We start from the raw sequence: 20,104 nt of genomic DNA, 5'->3' as shown, positions 1-20,104 counted from the left end.
AATAGGTGGCAGGCATGGCAAAAACGATTTTAATTACAGGTGCAAGTTCGGGCTTAGGCGCAGGTATGGCGCGTGAATTCGCAGCCAAGGGCTACAATTTGGCACTTTGCGCACGACGTTTAGAGCGTCTGGAAGCGTTACAACAGCAGTTGCAAAGCCAGTTCTCAATTCAGGTCAAGATTAAGATCCTTGATGTGACCCATTACGATGATGTGTTTACTGTGTTTAAAGCCTTTCAGCAAGAATTCGGCAGCATTGACCGAATTATTGTCAATGCAGGTGTGGGTGATGGTCGTCGTATTGGTAAAGGTCATTTTGAAGTGAATCGTGCTACGGCGGAAACCAATTTTATTTCTGCCTTGGCGCAATGTGAAGCGGCAGTTGAAATCTTTAGAGCGCAAAACAAAGGTCATTTGGTGGTGATTTCATCCATGAGTGCGATGCGTGGTTTACCAAAGCATTTATCGGCTTATGCCGCTAGTAAAGCAGCGGTAGCGCATTTGGCAGAGGGCATTCGTGCGGAGTTGTTGGGCACACCAATTAAAGTCTCAACGATTTTCCCAGGTTATATTCGAACTGAGTTGAATGAGGGTGCGAAGAAGTTACCATTTGAGGTGGATGAGAAAACGGGTTGTAAGGCTTTGGTCAAAGCCATTGAGAAGGAACCTGTGAAGGCTTATGTGCCGCAGTGGCCGTGGTTGCCAATGGGGATTGCTATGAAGATTTTGCCGTTGAAATTGGTGAATAAACTGAGTTGATTTAAATGGTTATAGCGGAGTCTTACTGTGATCTCATTTTAATTTTAGACGAAGCCACTACGTCTTGCACTTCAGTTGAAATATATTTCAACTTTGTTCAGGCTCGACCTACTTTTCTTTCGGGAAAAGTAGGCAAAACCATTGTCACCCACAAAACCTGTTCACTTCTTGCATTTAATTTATGCTTCGCAGAAACAGCATTTTGCTAATATCACGCAGGTTGTGGATGACGTTTACGCGTATCAGATTTAATGGCTCAAGTTAATTACGACAAAGCTGTAATTAACTTTTGGTGTAAACCACCAAAACCGCCATTCGACATGATCACCACAGCATCGCCCTCACCTGCTTCATTCACCACACGGGCAATGATGTCATCTAAAGAACGGCTGACTTCAGCCTTGTTTGATGACGCAGAGATCACGGGTTGTAAATCCCAATCCAAGCCCTCTGGTTGATACCAAATCACTTCATCGGCCAAACGTGCAGAGTGTGCTAAACCATCTTTATGGCTACCCATACGCATGGTGTTAGAACGTGGTTCAATGATCGCCCACAACTTACGTTCGCCTAGACGTTTACGTGCGCCATCGAGTGTGGTTTCAATTGCCGTTGGGTGATGGGCAAAGTCATCATAGACTTCGATGCCACGCACGGTACCTAACAGCTCCATACGGCGTTTCACGCCACCGAAGTTGGATAAGGCTTCACATGCCTGTTCAAGGCTGACACCAACGTGTTGTGCAGCCGCAATCGTTGCCAATGCATTGGCAACACTATGTTGCCCTGTCATGTTCCACTTCACTTCACCAACCACTTTGCCGTGTTCAAGTACTTTAAAGTGACTGCCATCGGCACTGATCAACTCAGCAGATAAAGCGGCTTGGTCATTTGGCTCAAGACTGGTACGCACTACAGGCGTCCAACAGCCTTGTTCTAGTACTTCATCAATATTGGTTTCAGTAATTGGTGCAATAATACGACCTTCACTCGGAATGGTACGTACTAAATGGTGGAACTGTTTCTGAATCGCAGCGAGATCATCAAAAATGTCGGCGTGGTCAAATTCGAGGTTGTTTAAAATCGCAGTTTTAGGGTGATAGTGAACGAACTTAGAACGCTTATCGAAGAAAGCAGAATCATATTCATCTGCTTCTACACAGAAATATTGACCGCCACCTAAACGTGCGCTTTCACTAAAACCTAGCGGTACACCGCCAATCAAAAAACCCGGATTTAGGCCTGCTTGATCAAGCACCCAAGCCAGCATGGTGGTGGTGGTGGTTTTACCATGTGTACCTGCGACACCAAGCACATGTTTGCCTTGGAGCACATGGTCTGCCAAGAATTGTGGGCCAGAAATATAAGGCAGACCTTCATTCAGCATGTATTCAATCGCATCAATACCACGTTTCATGGCATTGCCGACAATCACAAGATCAGGATGCGGTTGCAAGTGGCTACGGTCATAGCCCTGCATCAATTCAATACCTGCATTTTCCAGTTGAGTTGACATCGGTGGATAAACATTGGCATCTGAGCCTGTGACTTTGTGTCCTAAATCTCGTGCGAGTAGAGCCAAAGACCCCATAAATGTGCCACAAATACCCAAAATATGCAGATGCATAACGCGCCTTCTCCACTGCTTTGCATACAGCACGGAACTCGTGTGTATGATTGTCGTTATCAATAAAAATCAATCGCAACGATAGCAAGGCTGACATTGAAAAGATAGTCAAAATTCGTTGTAGTTATTAACTTAAAATGAAGTGATTTTAACGTTATGCTGGTGTAGTCAAATGCAAATGATTCAGCCCTTATTTTTATAAAAGGACATACGATTGAGCCCTACACTTTTAGCATTATGTTTGTTGATCATTTCTAACTGTTTTATGACTATGGCATGGTATGGGCATCTGAAGATTTTGCATGATGCACCGCTTTGGCAAGCAATCCTGTTTAGCTGGTGTATAGCCCTGCTGGAATATAGTTTTATGATTCCTGCGACTAAGTTATTAAATCAACAGGGTTGGAGTTTGGGGGAAATGAAGATCACCCAAGAGGTGGTTACACTCATGGTATTTGTTCCCTTTATGGTTTTTCTGTTTAAACAACCATTCAAGTTGGATTATGTCTGGGCTATGCTTTGTTTGATGGGATGTGTTTATTTTGTTTTTCGTAATCAAACCTAATTTTTCAAGAAAGCCGTTAATGCGTTCTGTGGTTGGGGATGTTTGAAAAAACCGCTATAATATTTGCCAATTTATTCCTTCGTGCTTGGCGTAAGTCGAGATACTTCTCTTTATATTTTTATCATGTTTTGGAAAAGCCAATGAATGCGGTCGCAACAGATAGCCAACCTTTAGTCGGAATTATCATGGGTTCTCAATCAGATTGGGCAACCCTTGAACATACCGCTAATATGCTCAAACAATTGGGTGTTCCTTTTGAAGCTGAGGTGGTTTCTGCGCACCGTACGCCAGATCGTTTATTTGAATATGCTGAAACAGCACGCGATCGTGGTATTCAGGTAATTATTGCGGGTGCTGGTGGCGCTGCACATTTACCTGGGATGTGTGCTGCTAAAACTGATTTGCCTGTGCTTGGCGTGCCTGTTAAATCTTCAATTTTAAATGGTGTAGATTCATTGCTTTCGATTGTACAAATGCCAGCGGGTATTGCGGTAGGTACTTTGGCTATTGGTCAGGCTGGTGCAACCAATGCGGCAATTCTTGCAGCGCAAATTCTAGGTTTAACCCGCCTAGATATTGCTAAAAATGTGGCTGATTTCCGCACAGCTCAAACGGAAAAAGTATCGAACAATAACATTCCTGGTCAAGTATAACGGGGCCAATCATGAATAAAACCATCGGTATTTTTGGTGGTGGACAGCTTGGCCGCATGATGGCGCAAGCAGCTTTACCACTCAATATTCAATGTAGCTTTTTCGAAGCCGAAACAGACTGCCCAGCAGCTATTTTAGGTCCTGTATTTTCAAGTAAAAATCCAGAAGCACTACAAGATTTCATCGCAAGTGCCGATGTATTCAGCCTTGAATTTGAAAATACACCTGTTGCCGATGTGGATGTTTTGACCCAAACCAAAACACTACACCCTCCTCGCCTTGCCTTGGCGACGGCACAAAATCGCTTGGCAGAAAAAAGTTTGTTTGACGAACTTGATATCCCAATTGCACCGTATCGTGCTGTGGACAGCTTGGACAGCTTAAAACAAGCGGTAACTGAATTAGGACTACCTATCGTATTAAAAACCGTAACAGGCGGCTACGATGGTAAAGGTCAGTTTGTATTACGTTCTGAAGATCAAATTGATACAGCTTGGACTGAATTAGGGCCTGCAAAAAGTTTAATCGCTGAAAGCTTTGTGAAATTCAGCCGTGAAGTATCGATTATTGCGGTACGTGGTCAAGATGGTGATGTCAAAACATGGGCACTCGCCGAAAACCATCATCACAATGGTATTCTCTCTCACTCGATTGTTCCTGCACCAAATAGCACAGATTTACAGCCAGTTGCACAAGACTATATTACTCGGTTGTTGAATCATCTTAATTATGTGGGTGTGCTTACGCTTGAATTATTCGTGACCGAACAAGGGCTTTATGCGAATGAAATGGCATGTCGTGTTCATAATTCAGGACATTGGTCGATTGAAGGTGCGATTTGCTCGCAGTTTGAAAATCATATTCGTGCCGTAGCAGGCTTGCCGCTTGGAGCAACAGATGTTGTGCGTCCAACAGTGATGATCAATATCATTGGTCAACACCCTAAATCAGAAGATGTTTTAGCACTCAAAGGTGCGCATTTACATCTTTATAATAAGTCTGAGCGTGCTGGTCGTAAGCTTGGTCATATTACTTTGATGCCAAACAATAGTGACGAATTGACTGTGTTATGCCGCCAATTAGCTCAGATTTTACCTGTGCCATTGGCATTAACAGCGGATATGAACCTCTAAACTTATCCACAATAGCTAAAAAAGCGATCTTCGGGTCGCTTTTTTATCGTCTATTATTTTAAATTTAAAGTTTTAAATTCAAAAATGCGCTATACCATTTTTGGTGTGCTGTGGATAACTTTAAGCTGGGCTTTTGAATTTAAAATAGTGTGAAAAATTTGAATTTAAACTATGGTTGGTTATTGAGAGTTGTAGTTTAAATTCAAAAACATGCAGTTTTTAAATTTAAAACTAAAGGTGTTACTGTGTTTTGAATTTAAATTTTGAGATTGTGGGTATCTATTTTTGATCTTAATTTTATGAAATATAAGAAATAATGTGTAGATTAAAGCTGTTTTAGTAAATTGGAATAAATTTAAATGAAGCATCTATTTTTGAATTCAAAGAACATGATCGATATGAAGTTATTTTTTAAATTCAAAATACAGATAATGATTGATGCTTGTTTTGAATTTAAAAGAGTGGTGTTGATAACTTTTAAATTTAAAACGATGGAGGAATTATGAATTTAAAAGTTCAGGTTTTAAATTTAAAAACAATAAATGAATTCAAAGTTACGTTTCCAAACGATACATATTCAAACAGCATGTTAAGGTGATATGGAAATTTGAATTCAAATATTTTGGTTAACTCATGAAACATTATTTTTCTTTTTTTCTAGGCACTGCCTTTTTTACGTTTTTTAGTCAGGCACATGCTGAGCTTGTGATTAATGGTGCAACATTTTCCTCATCCTCAACTGCCATTCAAAACACGAGTACATATACTTCAACTTCAGATTTTCAAGGCTGCTTAGCAAATTTACGCTCACAAGCAATTGCTTCTGGTGTTTCAGCATCAAGCTATGATCGTTATACGCAGAATTTAAAACCAGATTATTCGGTCATAGACAAATTGAATTATCAACCTGAATTTTCTACTGCAATTTGGGACTATTTATCAGGTTTGGTTGATGATGAGCGTGTCCAAGCAGGTAAGCAGAAACTTGCTCAACATCGTGCTGTTTTAAATCGAGTTGAACAGGCTTATGGTGTACCGGCAGAAACTGTAGTGGCGGTGTGGGGTGTGGAAAGTAACTATGGCGATATTTCAGGTAAATATGCTTTATTACAAGCATTAGGCACTTTAAGTTGTGAGGGACGCCGTCAAAGTTATTTCCGAGGTGAATTTTTTGCAGCAATGCGAATCTTACAGCGTGGTGATTTAAACCAAGACCAACTCTATGGCTCATGGGCAGGTGCGTTTGGACATACTCAATTTATGCCATCGACCTACGAGCGCTTAGCAGTAGATTTTGATGGTGATGGTCGACGTGATTTGGTTTCAAGTACAGCAGATGCATTAGCTTCGACGGCTAACTTTTTAAAGCAAGCAGGGTGGCAAACAGGTATGCCGTGGGGTTTTGAAATCAAAATTCCTCAAGGAATGTCAATTGCAGGAGAAAGTCGTCGCAATAAAAAATCTTTGAATAGTTGGATTGCACAAGGTGTGACGCGTGCAGATGGCACAGCTTTAATTCAGGGTAATCTATCGGGAAGTACGCCTGCTGGATTGATTTCACCTGCGGGCGCAAATGGCCCAATATTTTTGGTCTTTAAAAACTTTGATGCAATTTATAGCTATAACGCTGCTGAAAGTTATGGCTTAGCGATCGCTCATTTATCTGATCGTTTACGTGGTGGTACAGCATTTTTAACATCTTGGCCAACGGATGATGCAGGGACTTCTCGAGCAGAGCGTCGCGAAATTCAGCAGTTTTTGGTCAAGCGAGGTTATGATATTGGTGTGGTGGATGGATTGATTGGAGACAAAAGTCGTCAAGCCATTCGCCAAGAGCAAACACGCTTAGGCTTGAATCCTACAGGTCGTGCTGGTCAACAAATTTTACGTGCATTTAGGCAAGAACAAGCAAAACAAATGATGCAATAAGTATATTTAAATAAAATAAGGTCTGCTTAAACGCAGACCTTATTTTATTTAGGGTGCAGCATCTAATTTTATGGCTTCTAAAATATCAAAAATTACCGCAGTGACATCTTGGCTTAAATCACGATCATTAAAAATCTCGTAAGCAGTAATGGTCACATCTGTATCGCTAGGTAGTTGTTTTTGTTCTTCTTCAATCAGGTGTTCAATTGGCAATAGCGTTTGTTTAACTTCGAGATGTAGAACTTCATTATAAGTAAGATTCTCATCTTCAAACTCTAATTCATGTTCATTGAAATAGGGGATCAAAATAGAATGAAGATACGGACTAAGATCCTGAATATCTAAGATTTCAATATCACGAGTCTGTTCAATCGTACTGATGTGGTCATTCACTTCAATGAGGATATGATAATAACTCATGCTGATCTCCATTAAGACTAAGATGATGTTTTGACACCACAATAACATGAATAAATCAAAAGAATCGACTCATTGTTACGATCTTTTTAAAAACATCAGCTTATAGATTTCTCATATTCTTATAACAGATACTTAACGAGAAAAGCCTAGTAGTTCCAGATCGACATCTGCGAGTTGAAAGTTCTTCGCATCTTGCTCCTTGATTCTTGGATACATCAGTGATTTTGGATCTTTGGTATGCTTTAAACCTAGTGCATGTCCAAACTCATGTGCAAGAGTGAGGCGTAAATCATCAAGTGATGAAAACTCATAAATAAAAATCTGTTTTCCATCAAATTGACCTTTATGTATGACTTGTGGTTTAAAGTTTTGATTAAATGCTGCAACAGATTCATTTAACTGTTGATGTAGCTGTTTGGATTTTTCTACTTCACTATTCAGTTGTTGAACCAACAAATTATGCTGTTCAATCTGATTCTGTAAGTCAGCAGATTGTTGTTTTAACAGTTGTTGTTGCTGTTGAAGAGTCATCATTAGACTTTTTTGCAAGCGTGAGGTTTCTAATTTTTGCAACGTTTTCTGGTATTTCGCAGTATTACTTTGGTACTCAATTTTTTGCAATTCGAGTTGCGTTGCTGACTGCGCTAAATTTTCTCTTATATTTTGAAGTTGTTGATTTTGATTTAACCAGATTTGTTGCTTCTGCTCCAATATGTATAGATTCTCTGAGCGTTTCATACTACGAACTTGACGTTGATCAAACACTAAATGAATGACTAACTCCGCTTTAGGGTCGTAAACAAAATACTTTTGACCTGTATCTTTTTCCCAGATCGCAGCAGCTTGTTTAGATAGTTCGATCATTTGTTGCGAACTTATATTTAAGCGAGGATCTAAGCTTGCGATGCGATAGTGCAGGGGATTATTGCTACTGTATGCAATCGGATTTTTGCTTAAGTTTGCTGAAATTTGAGCGAAAGCAGTTGCTGAAGCTATCATGAAAAAGCATGTAGCCAAAACAAGGGAGAACGGGTGCATAACGAAAGATAAATGTTGAAAAAGGTCGCATTTTAATCAAATTTAATTTGTAGTCAAATTACCAAAAAGCTGTTTTATACTAGTTTTAGTTTCAGGTTTGGATGAAAAAATTATCAAAATAGACGAGAATAAATGAACTTTAATATACTATTTTTTCTATAAAATATTAGACAATAGGTCGGATTACAGTGGTTTAAATTTAATCATTTCTTTCAATGTCTAAATTAAATAAGATGAAATAGAACATAATAAAATACATTCTATTTCACATAAATAAATTTCATTTAATGCAAATAAATATACCAAATGATCAGTTTTTGTCAGAAACTGACATTGTCAAATCATTTGCTGAGGAAGATGGTGTCAGTGTTCGAACAAGATCTCGGTCTACTTCAGTTAGTGAAAGTTTTTCAAGATTTTGCTGCTGAATAATTGGATACATCAGCGATGTTGGATCATTGGTATGCTCTAGCCCAAGTGCATGACCAAACTCATGTGCGAGCGTCAAACGTAGATCATTTTTAGATGAAAACTCGTAAATATAAATCTGTTTACCATTGAAATGCCCTTTATGAAACAAACGTGGCTGAAATGTTTGATTAAATTGATGAGCTGATGCCACAAGCTGCTTATTATTTTGATTGAGTTTTTGAATATCTCGATTCAGTTGCTGAGTTTTTTGATTATGAACTTGAATCTCTTGTTGTAGCATAGCAGATTGTTGCTGTAATGCTTTTTGGCGTTGGCTTAATTGCTCCGCTAATTCTTTCGATGATGAACGCATTTGATTAAAGCGTTGTACGTCAACATTGTACTGTTGAAATTGTGCTGTAAGCTGAGATTGTTTACTGGCAATTAGACTGGTTGTTTTTTGCACTTCATCTTTGAACTGCTGTAATTGTTGATTTTGTTGTTCCCATTGACCTTGTTGTTGTTTGAGTTGATCTAAGTTTTGAACACGTTCAGCACTACGTTGCTGACGTTCATCAAAAACCAAATTGATCGTAAATTCTGCTTGGGGATCGTAAATAAAGTGCTGTTGACCTGTTTCTTTTTCCCAAATTTTAGCTGCTTGTTGGGTCAACTCAAGTACCTGTTGAGTATCTAAATTAAATCGTGGATCAATGTCAGCAATACGATAATGTAGTGGAGCTTTTATCAACTCATGTGAGTGGATATTGTTATTGACTGAGCTGCTTTGTGCGTAAGAGAGATTAGAAATTCCCATGCATAAACACGCAGCAAAAAAAGCGAAATGATGATAGCGCATGAGCAATTTCTCCTAAATAAAGCTTATTTTTAAGCAATCTCTAGGTTTCGTCAAAACGCTATACATTTAATAAATATAGATAAAAAGTGTGATTTTTTTCTAATAAATAAAAAATTAAATCGAATAATTTACACAATGGAAAAGAAAAATATTTGTTTGTTTTTTAATCTTAAGTCGAAAAATATCAAAGTATTAAATATAAACTAATGGAGATTTCCTAAAAAGACGACAAAAAATCACCCTATTGTTAACTTTTGTAAATATTTTTGAAAATGAGGAATTTTTTTACTTTTAAGTTAAAAATTGGTCATTTATGACATTTAAGGTCCATCGCCATTTTCTAAAATCTAATGCTCATTCAGCCATAAAAGGCTATCTTGTTAATAATAAATCACGGTCAGCCTGAGTGAGATGGAAATTGTCCATCTCTTGATCTTTCATAATAGGATACATTAAAGCTTGAGGGCTGTTTGCATGTTGTAAACCAAGTGCGTGTCCTAGTTCATGTGCTAGTGTTAATCGTAAATCGTTATCTGATTCAAACTCATAGATTAAAATTTGTTTTCCATTAAATAAGCCTTTATGAAATAAATGTGGTTGAAAGCGTTGTTTATATTGTTTGACTGAAGCATCTAGTTGTTGATCCAGTGAATTAAGTTCATCTATTTTTTGATTTAATTGAGTAATTCTTTGATTGTATTGATTAACTTCTTGTTGCACTAACTCAATATTACTTTGTAGCTCTTGCTGTCTCTGCTGAAAATATGTCGAATTCCCAGATGAAGATTGGTTGTGTTGAGCAGAAAGCTGCTCTTGATTATATTGCTGAATTTGTTGATTGAGTTGTTCTTGTTTTAAATCTAAAAATTGCTTACTCCGCATAATTTCTTGTTCAATTTGATCTAATTGCTGTTTTTTATCTTTCCATACCTGTTGATTCGCTTCGAGTTGAGTTATATGTTCTCGGCGTTGTTCACTTTCTTGTTGGCGTTCATCGTAAATGAGATGAATTGCAAGCTGGGCATTCGGATCATAAACAAAATAATCTTGACCTGTACCATCTTTCCAAATTTGAGTTGCTTGTTGGCTGATTTCTTGTACTTGTTCAATACTGAGTTTAAAACGAGGATCTACCTCAGCGATTCGATAACGTAGGCGTGTATCTAGTGGATTAGCGATGCGATCTGTCAGCGAGTTAAATTTAAGTTGAGGGTGTTGGCGGGTTTGATAACCCGACCAGAAGATAAAGATTAGCAATGCAATAATTAGAAAGAGCTTCATTCGTTATTTTTGGAAAATAGAGGTTGGTAGAGGCTAGGTAGTACTAAAATTCCAAAGACCAATGTAGATAGAATACTACTTATTTCATAAAAAATCGCACCTAGACCTGATATATATGTCCAAGAATAGCTTGGTAAGAGATAAATGAATAAGATAGGGAAAAAGCTATAAACATATAATTTTCTTGCCCATTCTTTGAATGCGAATAGACCTATCAATACAGCAACCATACCAATAAACAGAATGCTGGTGATGGCTAACTCCCAGTTTTGCGGATCTGTTGATAAAGCCTCATTTATCGAGATAGTCGTTTCATCATATGCATCAAAGATTGTGCTGATAAAGACACAGATTAGAGATGAAATAAGCATTCCTCTAAATTTGGTTTTGGTGATAATGGGGGCAGTTTTCATTTTTATAAATAATGTGATGTTCTAATGCTTTAGATTATACATACAATATTTTAGCTGTATCAAATTGATATTACTTGATTGATTACAATTGAATGCGCTCGAATTTTGGCTATTACTTGTTATTCATGTCTACAGCTGCCATATTTACGGGACTTTGATCAAATACCAATCAATACATAAAATGCAAAGGAATATGCATGCTGAAATATTTACTTAAAGCACCTGAAACTGCATGGACGGCTAATTCACCAGCTGCGGCAAAAGCTGGAAATTTAAAAATCAAATATTTGGGGACAGCGGGATTCATTCTTTCTGATCAGCATCGTACAGTTGTGCTTGATCCTTTTATCAGTCGTCCAAACTTAACTCAAACGTTTACTCAGCCTTTATTGAGTGATTCTGAATTAGTCAGACAACATATACCAAATGCAGATGATGTATTGATTGGGCATGCTCATTATGATCACATTTTAGATGCACCTGAGGTTTGTAAGCAAACCGGAGCACGTTTAATTGGTTCTCAAGCAACCTTAATGTATGGACGATCAGCAGGCTTGTCTGAATCGCAAATGCTTGAAACAAAGGGACGAGAAATAATCGATTGTGGTCAATGGCAAGTTGTTGGCTTGCCATCAATTCATGGTAAGGCCTTGTTTGGTCGCATTCCATTGCCGGGAGATATGACCACACCACCACCTTATCCACCGAAATTTCATCATTTGCGACATGGGCAGGTGTTTAACTGGTGGATTAATACGGGGCAGCTTAGCGTTGTACACATTGATTCAGCCGATTTTATTGAACAAGAATTACAGGGTAGGCAGGCAGATATTGTCTGTCTATGTGCAATTGGACGGAAATATCGTCCGAACTATGTCAAAGATGTGGTTCGACTACTGAAACCGAAATACATTATTCCATGTCATTGGGATAGCATGGTGACACCGATTGATGCAGTTCCTCAGTTGTTACCAGGGGTGAATATTGCTGAGTTTATGGAAGAAATTAAGGCTTGTGGCGTAGTGCCTTTGTTTATGCCGATTTTGGGCGAACTTTATTTTGAGCAAAATAATTCATCTTAAAATATAAAAAAACCGCGCTTTCGCGCGGTCTTTTCTAAAGAGACAAATTATTTTTTGTCATCTTTTACTTCAGTGAACTCAGCATCTACAACGCCATCGTCCGCTTTTTGTTGTTGACCCGCATCACCACCTTGGAATGCATTTGGATCAAAACCTTCTGCGCCGCCAGCACCTTGTGCTTGTTCATAAGCACGTTGAGTGATCGGCATCAAGATGTTTTGTAAAGCCTCAGTTTTCGCTTTGATGTCTTCAACATCATTTTCTTTCGTTGCTGCTTCAAGCTCAGAAACCGCAGTAGCGATCGCAGTTTTCTCATCTTCAGTGACTTTGTCACCTAGATCTTTAACTGCTTTGTTAGAGCTAGAGACTAAAGCATCCGCTTCGTTACGCGCTTTCGCTAACTCTTCAAATTTACGGTCTTCTTCAGCATTCGCTTCAGCATCTTTAATCATTGCTTCGATTTCAGCATCAGACAAACCTGAGTTTGCTTTAATCTGGATTGATTGCTCTTTACCAGTGCTCTTATCTTTAGCCGATACTTTCAAAATACCGTCAGCGTTGATGTCGAACGATACTTCAATTTGCGGTACGCCACGTGGAGCAGGTGGGATATCGCCTAATTGGAAGTTACCCAACAATTTGTTTTGTTGAGCCATTTTACGTTCACCTTGGTAAACCGAAATGTCTACTGCAGGTTGGTTGTCAGCAGCTGTAGAGAATACTTGTGATTTCTTTGCAGGAATCGTCGTGTTTTTCTCAATAATCGCTGTTAATACGCCACCCATGGTTTCGATACCAAGTGTTAACGGTGTTACGTCTAATAAAAGTACGTCAGTTTTGTCACCAGACAATACCGCACCTTGAATCGCTGCACCAATCGCAACTGCTTCGTCAGGGTTCACGTCTTTACGTGGCTCTTTACCAAAGAACTCTTGTACTTTTTGTTGTACAAGTGGCATACGAGACTGACCACCAACTAAAATTACGTCAGAGATGTCAGAAGTCGAAAGACCAGCATCTTTAAGCGCAATACGGCAAGGCTCAATTGTACGAGCAACTAAATCAGCAACCAAACCTTCAAGTTTTGCACGTGTTACGTTGATCACTAAGTGTTTAGGACCAGTCGCATCAGCGGTGATATATGGAAGGTTGATTTCAGTTGCATTTGATGAAGAAAGCTCGATTTTTGCTTTTTCAGCAGCTTCTTTCAGACGTTGTAACGCAAGTGGATCATTTTTCAAGTTCACACTTTGTTCTTTCTTGAACTCTTCAACCAAGAATTCAATTAACGCGTTATCAAAGTCTTCACCACCAAGGAACGTATCACCATTGGTTGATAACACTTCGATTTGTTGGTCGCCATCAAGATCTGCGATTTCAATGATTGATACGTCGAATGTACCACCACCTAAGTCATAAACCGCGATTTTACGATCGCCTTCTTTTTTGTCCATACCGAACGCAAGTGCCGCAGCAGTTGGTTCGTTAATGATACGTTTAACATCAAGACCTGCAATTTTACCTGCATCTTTAGTTGCTTGACGTTGCGCATCGTTAAAGTAAGCAGGAACGGTGATCACCGCTTCAGTAACGGTTTCACCTAAATAGTCTTCTGCAGTTTTCTTCATCTTTTTCAAGATTTCAGCAGAGATCTGTTGAGGTGCTAATTTTTTATCGTTTACTTCAACCCAAGCATCGCCATTGTCTGCTTTGATGATTTTATAAGGTACAAGACCGATATCTTTTTGTACCGCTTGATCTTCATAACGACGACCGATTAAACGCTTGATTGCGAATAATGTATTTTTTGGATTAGTTACTGCCTGACGCTTAGCACTTTGACCTACTAAGATCTCGCCATCTTTATAAGCGATGATCGATGGAGTTGTACGTGCGCCTTCAGCGTTTTCGATTACTTTTACTTTATCGCCTTCAAGTACAGCAACACATGAGTTGGTAGTACCTAAGTCAATACCAATAATTTTTGCCATTTGGGATGTTCCTCTAAAATTTTGTTGCAATGTTTTGCTTGTTATTCGATATGAGAGTCAATCAGTTTTTTTCAAGCATTTTTATGAAAAAAAATCAAAAAACTCTCAAAATTCTGCACTTTTGAGCAAATAAATACTTTGCTCTGTAGATTATTGACCCACCATCACCATCGCTGGGCGAAGTAAACGACCATTTAAGGTATATCCTTTCTGTAAAACAGCACCAATTTGATTGGCTTGAGCCGTTGGATCGATGCCAACCGCTTGGTGTAGATCTGCATTGAAGCCATTTTGGGTATCCGCTTCATGCACGCCAAATTTTTCCAGTGTGGTCAGTAATGATTTCAGGGTCAGCTTGATACCTTCAAGCACAGGTGTTTGTTCTTCGCCAGCTGCTTGAATTGCACGTTCAAGGTTATCGACAGAATCCAGTAATTCTTTTGCAAATTTTTCTAGCACGGTCTCTTTGTGCTTTTCAGATTCGCGTTGAATACGCTCGACACTCTTCTGCGCTTCATAAACAGCATTGGCAGTACGTGCTTTTTCTAGTTTCAAGCTTTCTTCGAGTTTGGTGATTTGCGCTTGTAAATCTTCAACGCTAAGCTCGTTTGCCTGCTCTACACCTTCAGCTTGAGTTTGTTCAGTCTGTTGCTCATTTTGAATGTCTTGAGCTTGCTCATTGTGCTCATTAGCCATTGATGATCTCCGTTGAAAAAGGTTCTTAAACATGTACAGTCCTTTTTGGCGTGAATGCTCATAGGGTTAAACCCGAACTGCCACATCTTGGTCATTCATAGATAGGGATGAAGTATGGGCAAGCCGACAAAATTCAAGCGTTCAGGTCGATTTAAATCTTTTAATTTTGCTGATTTAAGTAAAAATTTAAGTTTTCGATGACAAAAGCAATAAATTCTTGGGTGATTTTGGGTAAATGCTGTCTAGATGCATAGACTAAGGACAAGGTCAGATCGGGTGCAGCAAAATCCGGAAATACCTGTTGCAAACGCTGTTGCGCAATATCCTTACGCACCAGTAATGTTGGCAACATGGCAATCCCTTGGGCTTTAAGACACATTTGATAAAGCGCAATCACATCATTGCTCTTAAACGTAACATTTAATGGGTAGTTCTGCGGTTGCTGATCTGTATCAAACAAGGTCCAGTACTGGTTATGTGTGTGATGGGCTATGCATTCATGTTGAATGAGTTGACTGGGATGTAACAGGGGAGTGTGATCTTGTAAATAATGCGGATGTGCACAAAAGATGGATTCGATTTGACAAACTGGTCGGGCAATCAGCCCATCTGCAACTTTCTGGGTAATACGCAGTGCCAGATCAACCTGAGCATCCATGAGGTCGACAGTATTCTCCGTTAAATAGACATCAAAATGAATCTGGGGATAGCGTTTTTTAAATTGCTTAATACATTCATTCACGCCAAGCTGAAATAAAAATAAGCCACAGGTAAAACGGATGGTGCCGCTGTGCTGTTCTGGCGCGGCTAAGCCTTCTAATAGTTGTTGCTGTTGTAAAATATTTTCACAATAGACCAACGCTTTTTCACCAGCAGGCGTGAGCGATACTTTTCGGGTATTGCGTTGAAACAGCCGTGTCGAAAAGGTTTGTTCGAGATGGTCTAAGTAACGAGAGACCATCGCTTTAGAATAGTCGAGATGTTCAGCAGCTTTACTGAGATTGCCTTGATGCGCAATACAAACAAAGACTTGAATGGCTTTTAATGTGTCCATCGTTATTATCATTGTTGCAAGATATGCAACATTTTATCTTAGTTTAGAGTGTTTATTCAGCAATAATTGCAATTTAAAGTGTTCTTTATCAAATTGGAGACGATAAGATGAATACCAAACCTTATATTATTGCTTTATCAACTTTAGCAGCAACATCTGCTGCTTTTGCACAAGATTTAAAAATCCAAAACTTTTTGGCTCAACCTGAGCACTTCGGTGTGACTTCAACCCTGATTGAGGGTGATAAAGAAGTGTTATTGGTGAATGCTCAATTTTCTAAATCGGAAGCATTGCGTATCGCCGCTGACATTTTAGATAGCGGAAAAACATTAAAAACCATTTTTGTCAGTTATGGCGACCCAGATTTCTATTTTGGCTTAGATGTATTTAAACAGTACTTCCCGAATGTACAAATCATTGCGACACCTGAAACGGTGAAACATATTCAGGATACGCAAGCGTTGAAAGTCGCGTATTGGGGGCCGAAAATGGGAGCCAATGCACCGAACAAGATTATTGTTCCGCAAGTGTATACGGCTAAAACCTTCAAATTAGAAAATGAAAATATCGAAATCAAAGGTAAAAAAGAACTGACTTATTTATGGATTCCGAGTGCCAAAGCGGTTGTTGGTGGTATTCCAGTGTCATCAGGTATTCATCTTTGGACTGCGGATACCGCAACAGTGAAAGATCGTACAGAAGTGGTACAAACTTTAGAAAATATCAAGGCCTTAAATCCACAAGTAGTTGTGCCTGCGCATATGAAAGCTGGTGCTGCTGAAGGTCTTGATGCAGTGAATTTTTCAATCGACTATTTAAAGCAATATGAGAAAGCGGTAAAAACCAGTAAAAATTCAGCTGAATTAATTGCAATTATGCAAAAACAGTATCCAACCTTAGGCGAGTCAAGCAGCCTAGAGTTGGGCGCTAAAGTGGTTAAAGGCGAGATGCAGTGGCCTTAAAACCTAATAAATGAATTGAAGAACCGTGATGAGAAGTCACGGTTTTTATTTTTCTAAACTCCGAATTTTTAGAAGTAAATTACAATGTAAGTTTGTAGTAGGGTTTGATAATGTTTTTATAAATTATAAAAAATGAAGATGATCATGCTTTTCTGATGCAATCATGATGCGAATACAAGTAAAACTTTTGAATAGAGAATCATTTAACTGAACTTTTAAAATAATAAAAAAGTGTGAATCCTGCATTGAATTGATTTAATAAAAATTGCAAAAACATGCTGCATAAATAACAAACGGCAACTAATCCACATCACGATACATAAAAAAATTGTGAATGATAGGCAACGCAAAGATAACTTTGCTTTTCGTCATAATGAAAGGAAATATACAATGAAAAAGTTAGCCTTAATCTCAATGGTTGTATCAGGTGTTGCATTCACAGCCGTAGGTTGTTCGACACAAGCAGGTTTGGATGCTTCTGGTTCGGCTCAAACGAGCGCAAGTCCAGCGAATGTACAAGGCGGAGTAGGCGTGCAAGCAGGTACATCTGTTGATGTTCAACCGAATGGAGCTTCAGCTGGTGTTTCAGGTTCTGTTTCTGGATCTGCTGGTACAGATGCATCAGGACAATAAATTGGATTTAGGTTCATAGCACGATAGATTAGGATACCGATGCCAATCCCTAATCTTTACATATACTGCTATATATGATGTGTTAAACCTGATTCATGATTTAAGAATTGAAAAACGAGAGTCAAGCCTTTGATTCTCGTTTTTAGTTTTTGGGCAATTAAATTTCTTTGTGTTTGTCTTTTCTAAAGCAAATATGAATAAACGAACAAATGATAAGACCATAAAGTGATTAGAATGTTCGTCTACTATCTATTCGATAAATATCGATCAAACTAATGAATAGATTGAACAATGAAAAGATCTGAACGTAAGCTGCGTTTTTTATTAAATGTCTTTTGATTAGAAATATTAAAAAATCAGAAAATACCTCTTTTATCTGTGCTTGAGCTTGGCTATTGGCATAAAAGGCAAGTAGTGATTAGCAAAATGGTTAATGACTTTTTAAGATAAGCCATTTAGGTTACAGCATGATTTTGAATTCTTTATCTTGATCTACGACTTTATAACAGCATATAGTCGATATGAACAAGAACTATGGACAGAGCGAAAAAGGGGAAGAACGTGTCAGCATTACCTCAAAAAATTCAAACGATTTTAGATAAAGGACAAGGTCCTGCTGCACGAGCGCTGGATAAGCTGCCTAAGATTGTACAAGAATCATTGGCGAAAGTTTTAGGCTACCCATATCAATATCCAGATTTGGATGCTTTTACAAAATGCTTAATGGCAGTTCAAATTAAACAAGGGCGTGTTGGTTTTATTGGAGATGATCCGATCGAGTCTCGCCGTCAATTTGATACACAAATGTTAGCGATTTTAAATAAATCGACTTCTATAGAATCGGTAGAAGATATACGTCTACCTTTACAAAGTGGCACTGTTTTCGCGAGACATTATCATCCTGCACCTAATAAAAAATTACCGATGATCGTGTTCTATCACGGTGGTGGTTTTGTCGTTGGTGGTTTAGATACGCATGATGAAGCCTGTCGCCTCATTGCTAAGTACGCAAAAGTACAAGTTCTGAGTATCGATTATCCGCTTGCACCAGAAGCATCTCCGCAGTTACTCATTAAATCTTGTGATGACGCATTAGCATGGGTGTATCAAAATCGTCGTCAGCTAAAAATTTATAAAAATCGTATCGCTGTTGCTGGAGATAGTGCAGGAGGAAATATTAGTACTGTGGTTGCACAGCATGCGGTTGGTAAATCATATGCGCCACAAGCTCAGTTGTTGTTTTATCCTGTTGTAGATTTTAAAAGTAGACATCCTTCTTTTTATGCCTATGGTCAGGGTCTGGTGTTAACCAGTAAAGATGTAGATTACGTCACTAAATATTATTCAACACAGCATCAAGTTGCTTTAGATGATCCATTAATCTCACCTACGTATGGAAGCCTTAAAAAACTAGCTCCAGCATTTGTGGCAACAGCAGGGCATGATTTATTACATGATGAAGGTGAGATTTATAGCCATAAACTAAGACAAAATGGTGTTAAGGTGCATTATGTAGATTATCCAGATCAAACGCATGGATTTATTAATCTCACACCGATTTCGAGTAAAGCTAAACGCAATACAATCGAAATCGCTAAAAACTTCAGAAAGTTTTGGGATAAACACAATTAAATTAATCAGCCTATGTTTCACGTGGAACATAGGTTTTTTTTATTTGTAGATAACAAATAGAAATAGCAAAAATAAATTTGTAAAACTAATATTGTGAAGTACAACAAATCACTCGTTAAAATCAGAGAAAAGCAATCATGAAAAAGTTGTTGATGACAACCAGTCTAGTATTAGTAAGCAGCCATTTATTTGCCAACACAATGGTTGATATGAAAACCAGTATGGGAAATATTGAAATTGAACTTTTTAACGATAAAGCACCTGTATCAGCAAAAAATTTTGAAGGCTATGTAAAAAGCAACTTTTATGCTGGAACTATTTTTCATCGAGTCATCCCAGGATTTATGATTCAAGGCGGGGGGATGGATGTCAATATGATTGAGAAGGTAACTAAAGCTCCAATTATTAATGAAGCAAGCAATGGCCTAAAAAATACCCGCGGTACGTTGGCAATGGCTCGTACTAGCGACCCTAATTCGGCTACCAGTCAATTTTTTATCAATGTCGCTGATAATAACTTTTTGAATAAATCATCTATGGATGCGGGTTATGCTGTATTTGGTAAAGTAACAAAAGGTATGGAAATCGTTGATAAGATTGTTAGTGTTCCTACAGGTAACTATGGAATGCACCAAAATGTCCCTAAACAGCCGATTAAAATCATTAGTGTTCAGATAAAGAACAAGAAGTAAAAATTAAAGCAGAAATATTTTTAAATATTTCTGCTTTAAAATTAACTACTTATAGCTATAGTGGTGAAATTGCATGCATATTGATGTGTAAAAAAAGAACACTTGATAAAACAAGAGCTTAAAAAAGCTTGCGCACCAAAAAAAATCTCCTATAATGCACACATCCCGACGCGATGAAGCAAAAATAACTTAGCTTTACTGGTTAAGTTGTTGAATATTTATTGCGTTGATTTGCTACTGATGAGGTAGTGAAGAGATCATTAAGAGAATAGAAG

The 20,104-nt window shown here is 38.4% G+C and carries 18 protein-coding genes and 1 pseudogene; 10 read left to right on the top strand and 9 right to left on the bottom strand.

Annotated features, from left to right (window positions below; all coding sequences use genetic code 11):
* Positions 1-14 precede the first annotated feature (14 nt).
* Positions 15-758, top strand: a complete 744-nt coding sequence (locus AAV96_RS03570; protein WP_046738363.1) for an SDR family oxidoreductase — start codon at positions 15-17, stop codon at positions 756-758.
* 265 nt (positions 759-1,023) lie between these two features.
* On the opposite strand, the gene mpl is transcribed toward AAV96_RS03570, so the two are convergent.
* The gene (gene mpl / locus AAV96_RS03565; protein WP_046738362.1) at positions 1,024-2,385 is read right to left on the bottom strand and encodes a UDP-N-acetylmuramate:L-alanyl-gamma-D-glutamyl-meso-diaminopimelate ligase; all 1,362 of its coding nucleotides are present in this window, start codon (positions 2,383-2,385) and stop codon (positions 1,024-1,026) included.
* A 265-nt stretch (positions 2,386-2,650) separates the two neighbouring features.
* On the opposite strand from mpl, the gene AAV96_RS03560 reads away from it, so the two are divergent.
* From AAV96_RS03560 to AAV96_RS03545, 4 genes are all read left to right on the top strand, one after another.
* On the top strand, positions 2,651-2,950 hold the full coding sequence (locus AAV96_RS03560; protein WP_046738361.1) for a DMT family protein: 300 nt from the start codon (positions 2,651-2,653) through the stop codon (positions 2,948-2,950).
* 140 nt (positions 2,951-3,090) lie between these two features.
* Positions 3,091-3,603, top strand: coding sequence for a 5-(carboxyamino)imidazole ribonucleotide mutase (gene purE, locus AAV96_RS03555; RefSeq protein WP_046738360.1), 513 nt, complete (start codon positions 3,091-3,093; stop codon positions 3,601-3,603).
* An 11-nt stretch (positions 3,604-3,614) separates the two neighbouring features.
* Positions 3,615-4,736: a 5-(carboxyamino)imidazole ribonucleotide synthase gene (locus AAV96_RS03550; protein WP_046738359.1), complete on the top strand. Its 1,122-nt coding sequence runs from the start codon at positions 3,615-3,617 to the stop codon at positions 4,734-4,736.
* 633 nt (positions 4,737-5,369) lie between these two features.
* Complete coding sequence (locus tag AAV96_RS03545; protein WP_046738358.1) at positions 5,370-6,665, top strand: lytic murein transglycosylase; 1,296 nt, start codon at positions 5,370-5,372, stop codon at positions 6,663-6,665.
* A gap of 48 nt (positions 6,666-6,713) precedes the next feature.
* On the opposite strand, the gene AAV96_RS03540 is transcribed toward AAV96_RS03545, so the two are convergent.
* The 5 genes from AAV96_RS03540 to AAV96_RS03520 form a co-directional block, all read right to left on the bottom strand.
* Entirely contained in the window at positions 6,714-7,097 is a 384-nt protein-coding gene (locus AAV96_RS03540) for a hypothetical protein (protein ID WP_152630147.1), read from the bottom strand.
* Between the two features lie 120 nt (positions 7,098-7,217).
* A complete protein-coding gene (locus AAV96_RS03535; RefSeq protein WP_046738357.1) occupies positions 7,218-8,123 on the bottom strand; it encodes a matrixin family metalloprotease in 906 nt (301 codons plus the stop codon).
* A gap of 310 nt (positions 8,124-8,433) precedes the next feature.
* The gene (locus tag AAV96_RS03530) at positions 8,434-9,393 is read right to left on the bottom strand and encodes a matrixin family metalloprotease (protein WP_046738356.1); all 960 of its coding nucleotides are present in this window, start codon (positions 9,391-9,393) and stop codon (positions 8,434-8,436) included.
* A gap of 372 nt (positions 9,394-9,765) precedes the next feature.
* The gene (locus AAV96_RS03525) at positions 9,766-10,674 is read right to left on the bottom strand and encodes a matrixin family metalloprotease (RefSeq protein ID WP_046738355.1); all 909 of its coding nucleotides are present in this window, start codon (positions 10,672-10,674) and stop codon (positions 9,766-9,768) included.
* Positions 10,671-11,087: a hypothetical protein gene (locus AAV96_RS03520; RefSeq protein ID WP_046738354.1), complete on the bottom strand. Its 417-nt coding sequence runs from the start codon at positions 11,085-11,087 to the stop codon at positions 10,671-10,673. The genes AAV96_RS03525 and AAV96_RS03520 overlap by 4 nt, the downstream gene beginning before the upstream one ends.
* A gap of 197 nt (positions 11,088-11,284) precedes the next feature.
* On the opposite strand from AAV96_RS03520, the gene AAV96_RS03515 reads away from it, so the two are divergent.
* A complete protein-coding gene (locus AAV96_RS03515; protein ID WP_046738353.1) occupies positions 11,285-12,169 on the top strand; it encodes an MBL fold metallo-hydrolase in 885 nt (294 codons plus the stop codon).
* A gap of 47 nt (positions 12,170-12,216) precedes the next feature.
* Here AAV96_RS03515 and dnaK read toward each other — a convergent pair whose 3' ends face one another.
* The 3 genes and pseudogenes from dnaK to AAV96_RS03500 all read right to left on the bottom strand — a co-directional run bounded on the left by dnaK (position 12,217) and on the right by AAV96_RS03500 (position 15,910).
* Positions 12,217-14,160 (bottom strand): molecular chaperone DnaK, encoded by a 1,944-nt coding sequence (gene dnaK / locus AAV96_RS03510; protein WP_005219015.1) that lies wholly within the window; start codon positions 14,158-14,160, stop codon positions 12,217-12,219.
* A 150-nt stretch (positions 14,161-14,310) separates the two neighbouring features.
* Positions 14,311-14,856: a nucleotide exchange factor GrpE gene (grpE, locus tag AAV96_RS03505; protein ID WP_046738352.1), complete on the bottom strand. Its 546-nt coding sequence runs from the start codon at positions 14,854-14,856 to the stop codon at positions 14,311-14,313.
* Between the two features lie 95 nt (positions 14,857-14,951).
* Positions 14,952-15,910, bottom strand: a pseudogene (locus tag AAV96_RS03500) (LysR family transcriptional regulator).
* A gap of 107 nt (positions 15,911-16,017) precedes the next feature.
* On the opposite strand from AAV96_RS03500, the gene AAV96_RS03495 reads away from it, so the two are divergent.
* From AAV96_RS03495 to AAV96_RS03480, 4 genes are all read left to right on the top strand, one after another.
* Positions 16,018-16,872, top strand: a complete 855-nt coding sequence (locus AAV96_RS03495) for an MBL fold metallo-hydrolase (protein WP_046738350.1) — start codon at positions 16,018-16,020, stop codon at positions 16,870-16,872.
* Between the two features lie 390 nt (positions 16,873-17,262).
* Positions 17,263-17,505 (top strand): hypothetical protein, encoded by a 243-nt coding sequence (locus AAV96_RS03490; RefSeq protein WP_004660486.1) that lies wholly within the window; start codon positions 17,263-17,265, stop codon positions 17,503-17,505.
* A gap of 561 nt (positions 17,506-18,066) precedes the next feature.
* The gene (locus AAV96_RS03485; protein WP_205625865.1) at positions 18,067-19,137 is read left to right on the top strand and encodes an alpha/beta hydrolase; all 1,071 of its coding nucleotides are present in this window, start codon (positions 18,067-18,069) and stop codon (positions 19,135-19,137) included.
* A gap of 137 nt (positions 19,138-19,274) precedes the next feature.
* Entirely contained in the window at positions 19,275-19,829 is a 555-nt protein-coding gene (locus AAV96_RS03480) for a peptidylprolyl isomerase (RefSeq protein WP_046738348.1), read from the top strand.
* Positions 19,830-20,104 lie beyond the last annotated feature (275 nt).

It is taken from the genome of Acinetobacter sp. AG1 (genome assembly GCF_001005525.1).
GTDB classification, from domain to species: domain Bacteria; phylum Pseudomonadota; class Gammaproteobacteria; order Pseudomonadales; family Moraxellaceae; genus Acinetobacter; species Acinetobacter modestus.
The sequence above is the reverse complement of the archived record's forward strand: the minus strand, read 5'-3'. Positions and strand labels throughout refer to the sequence as shown.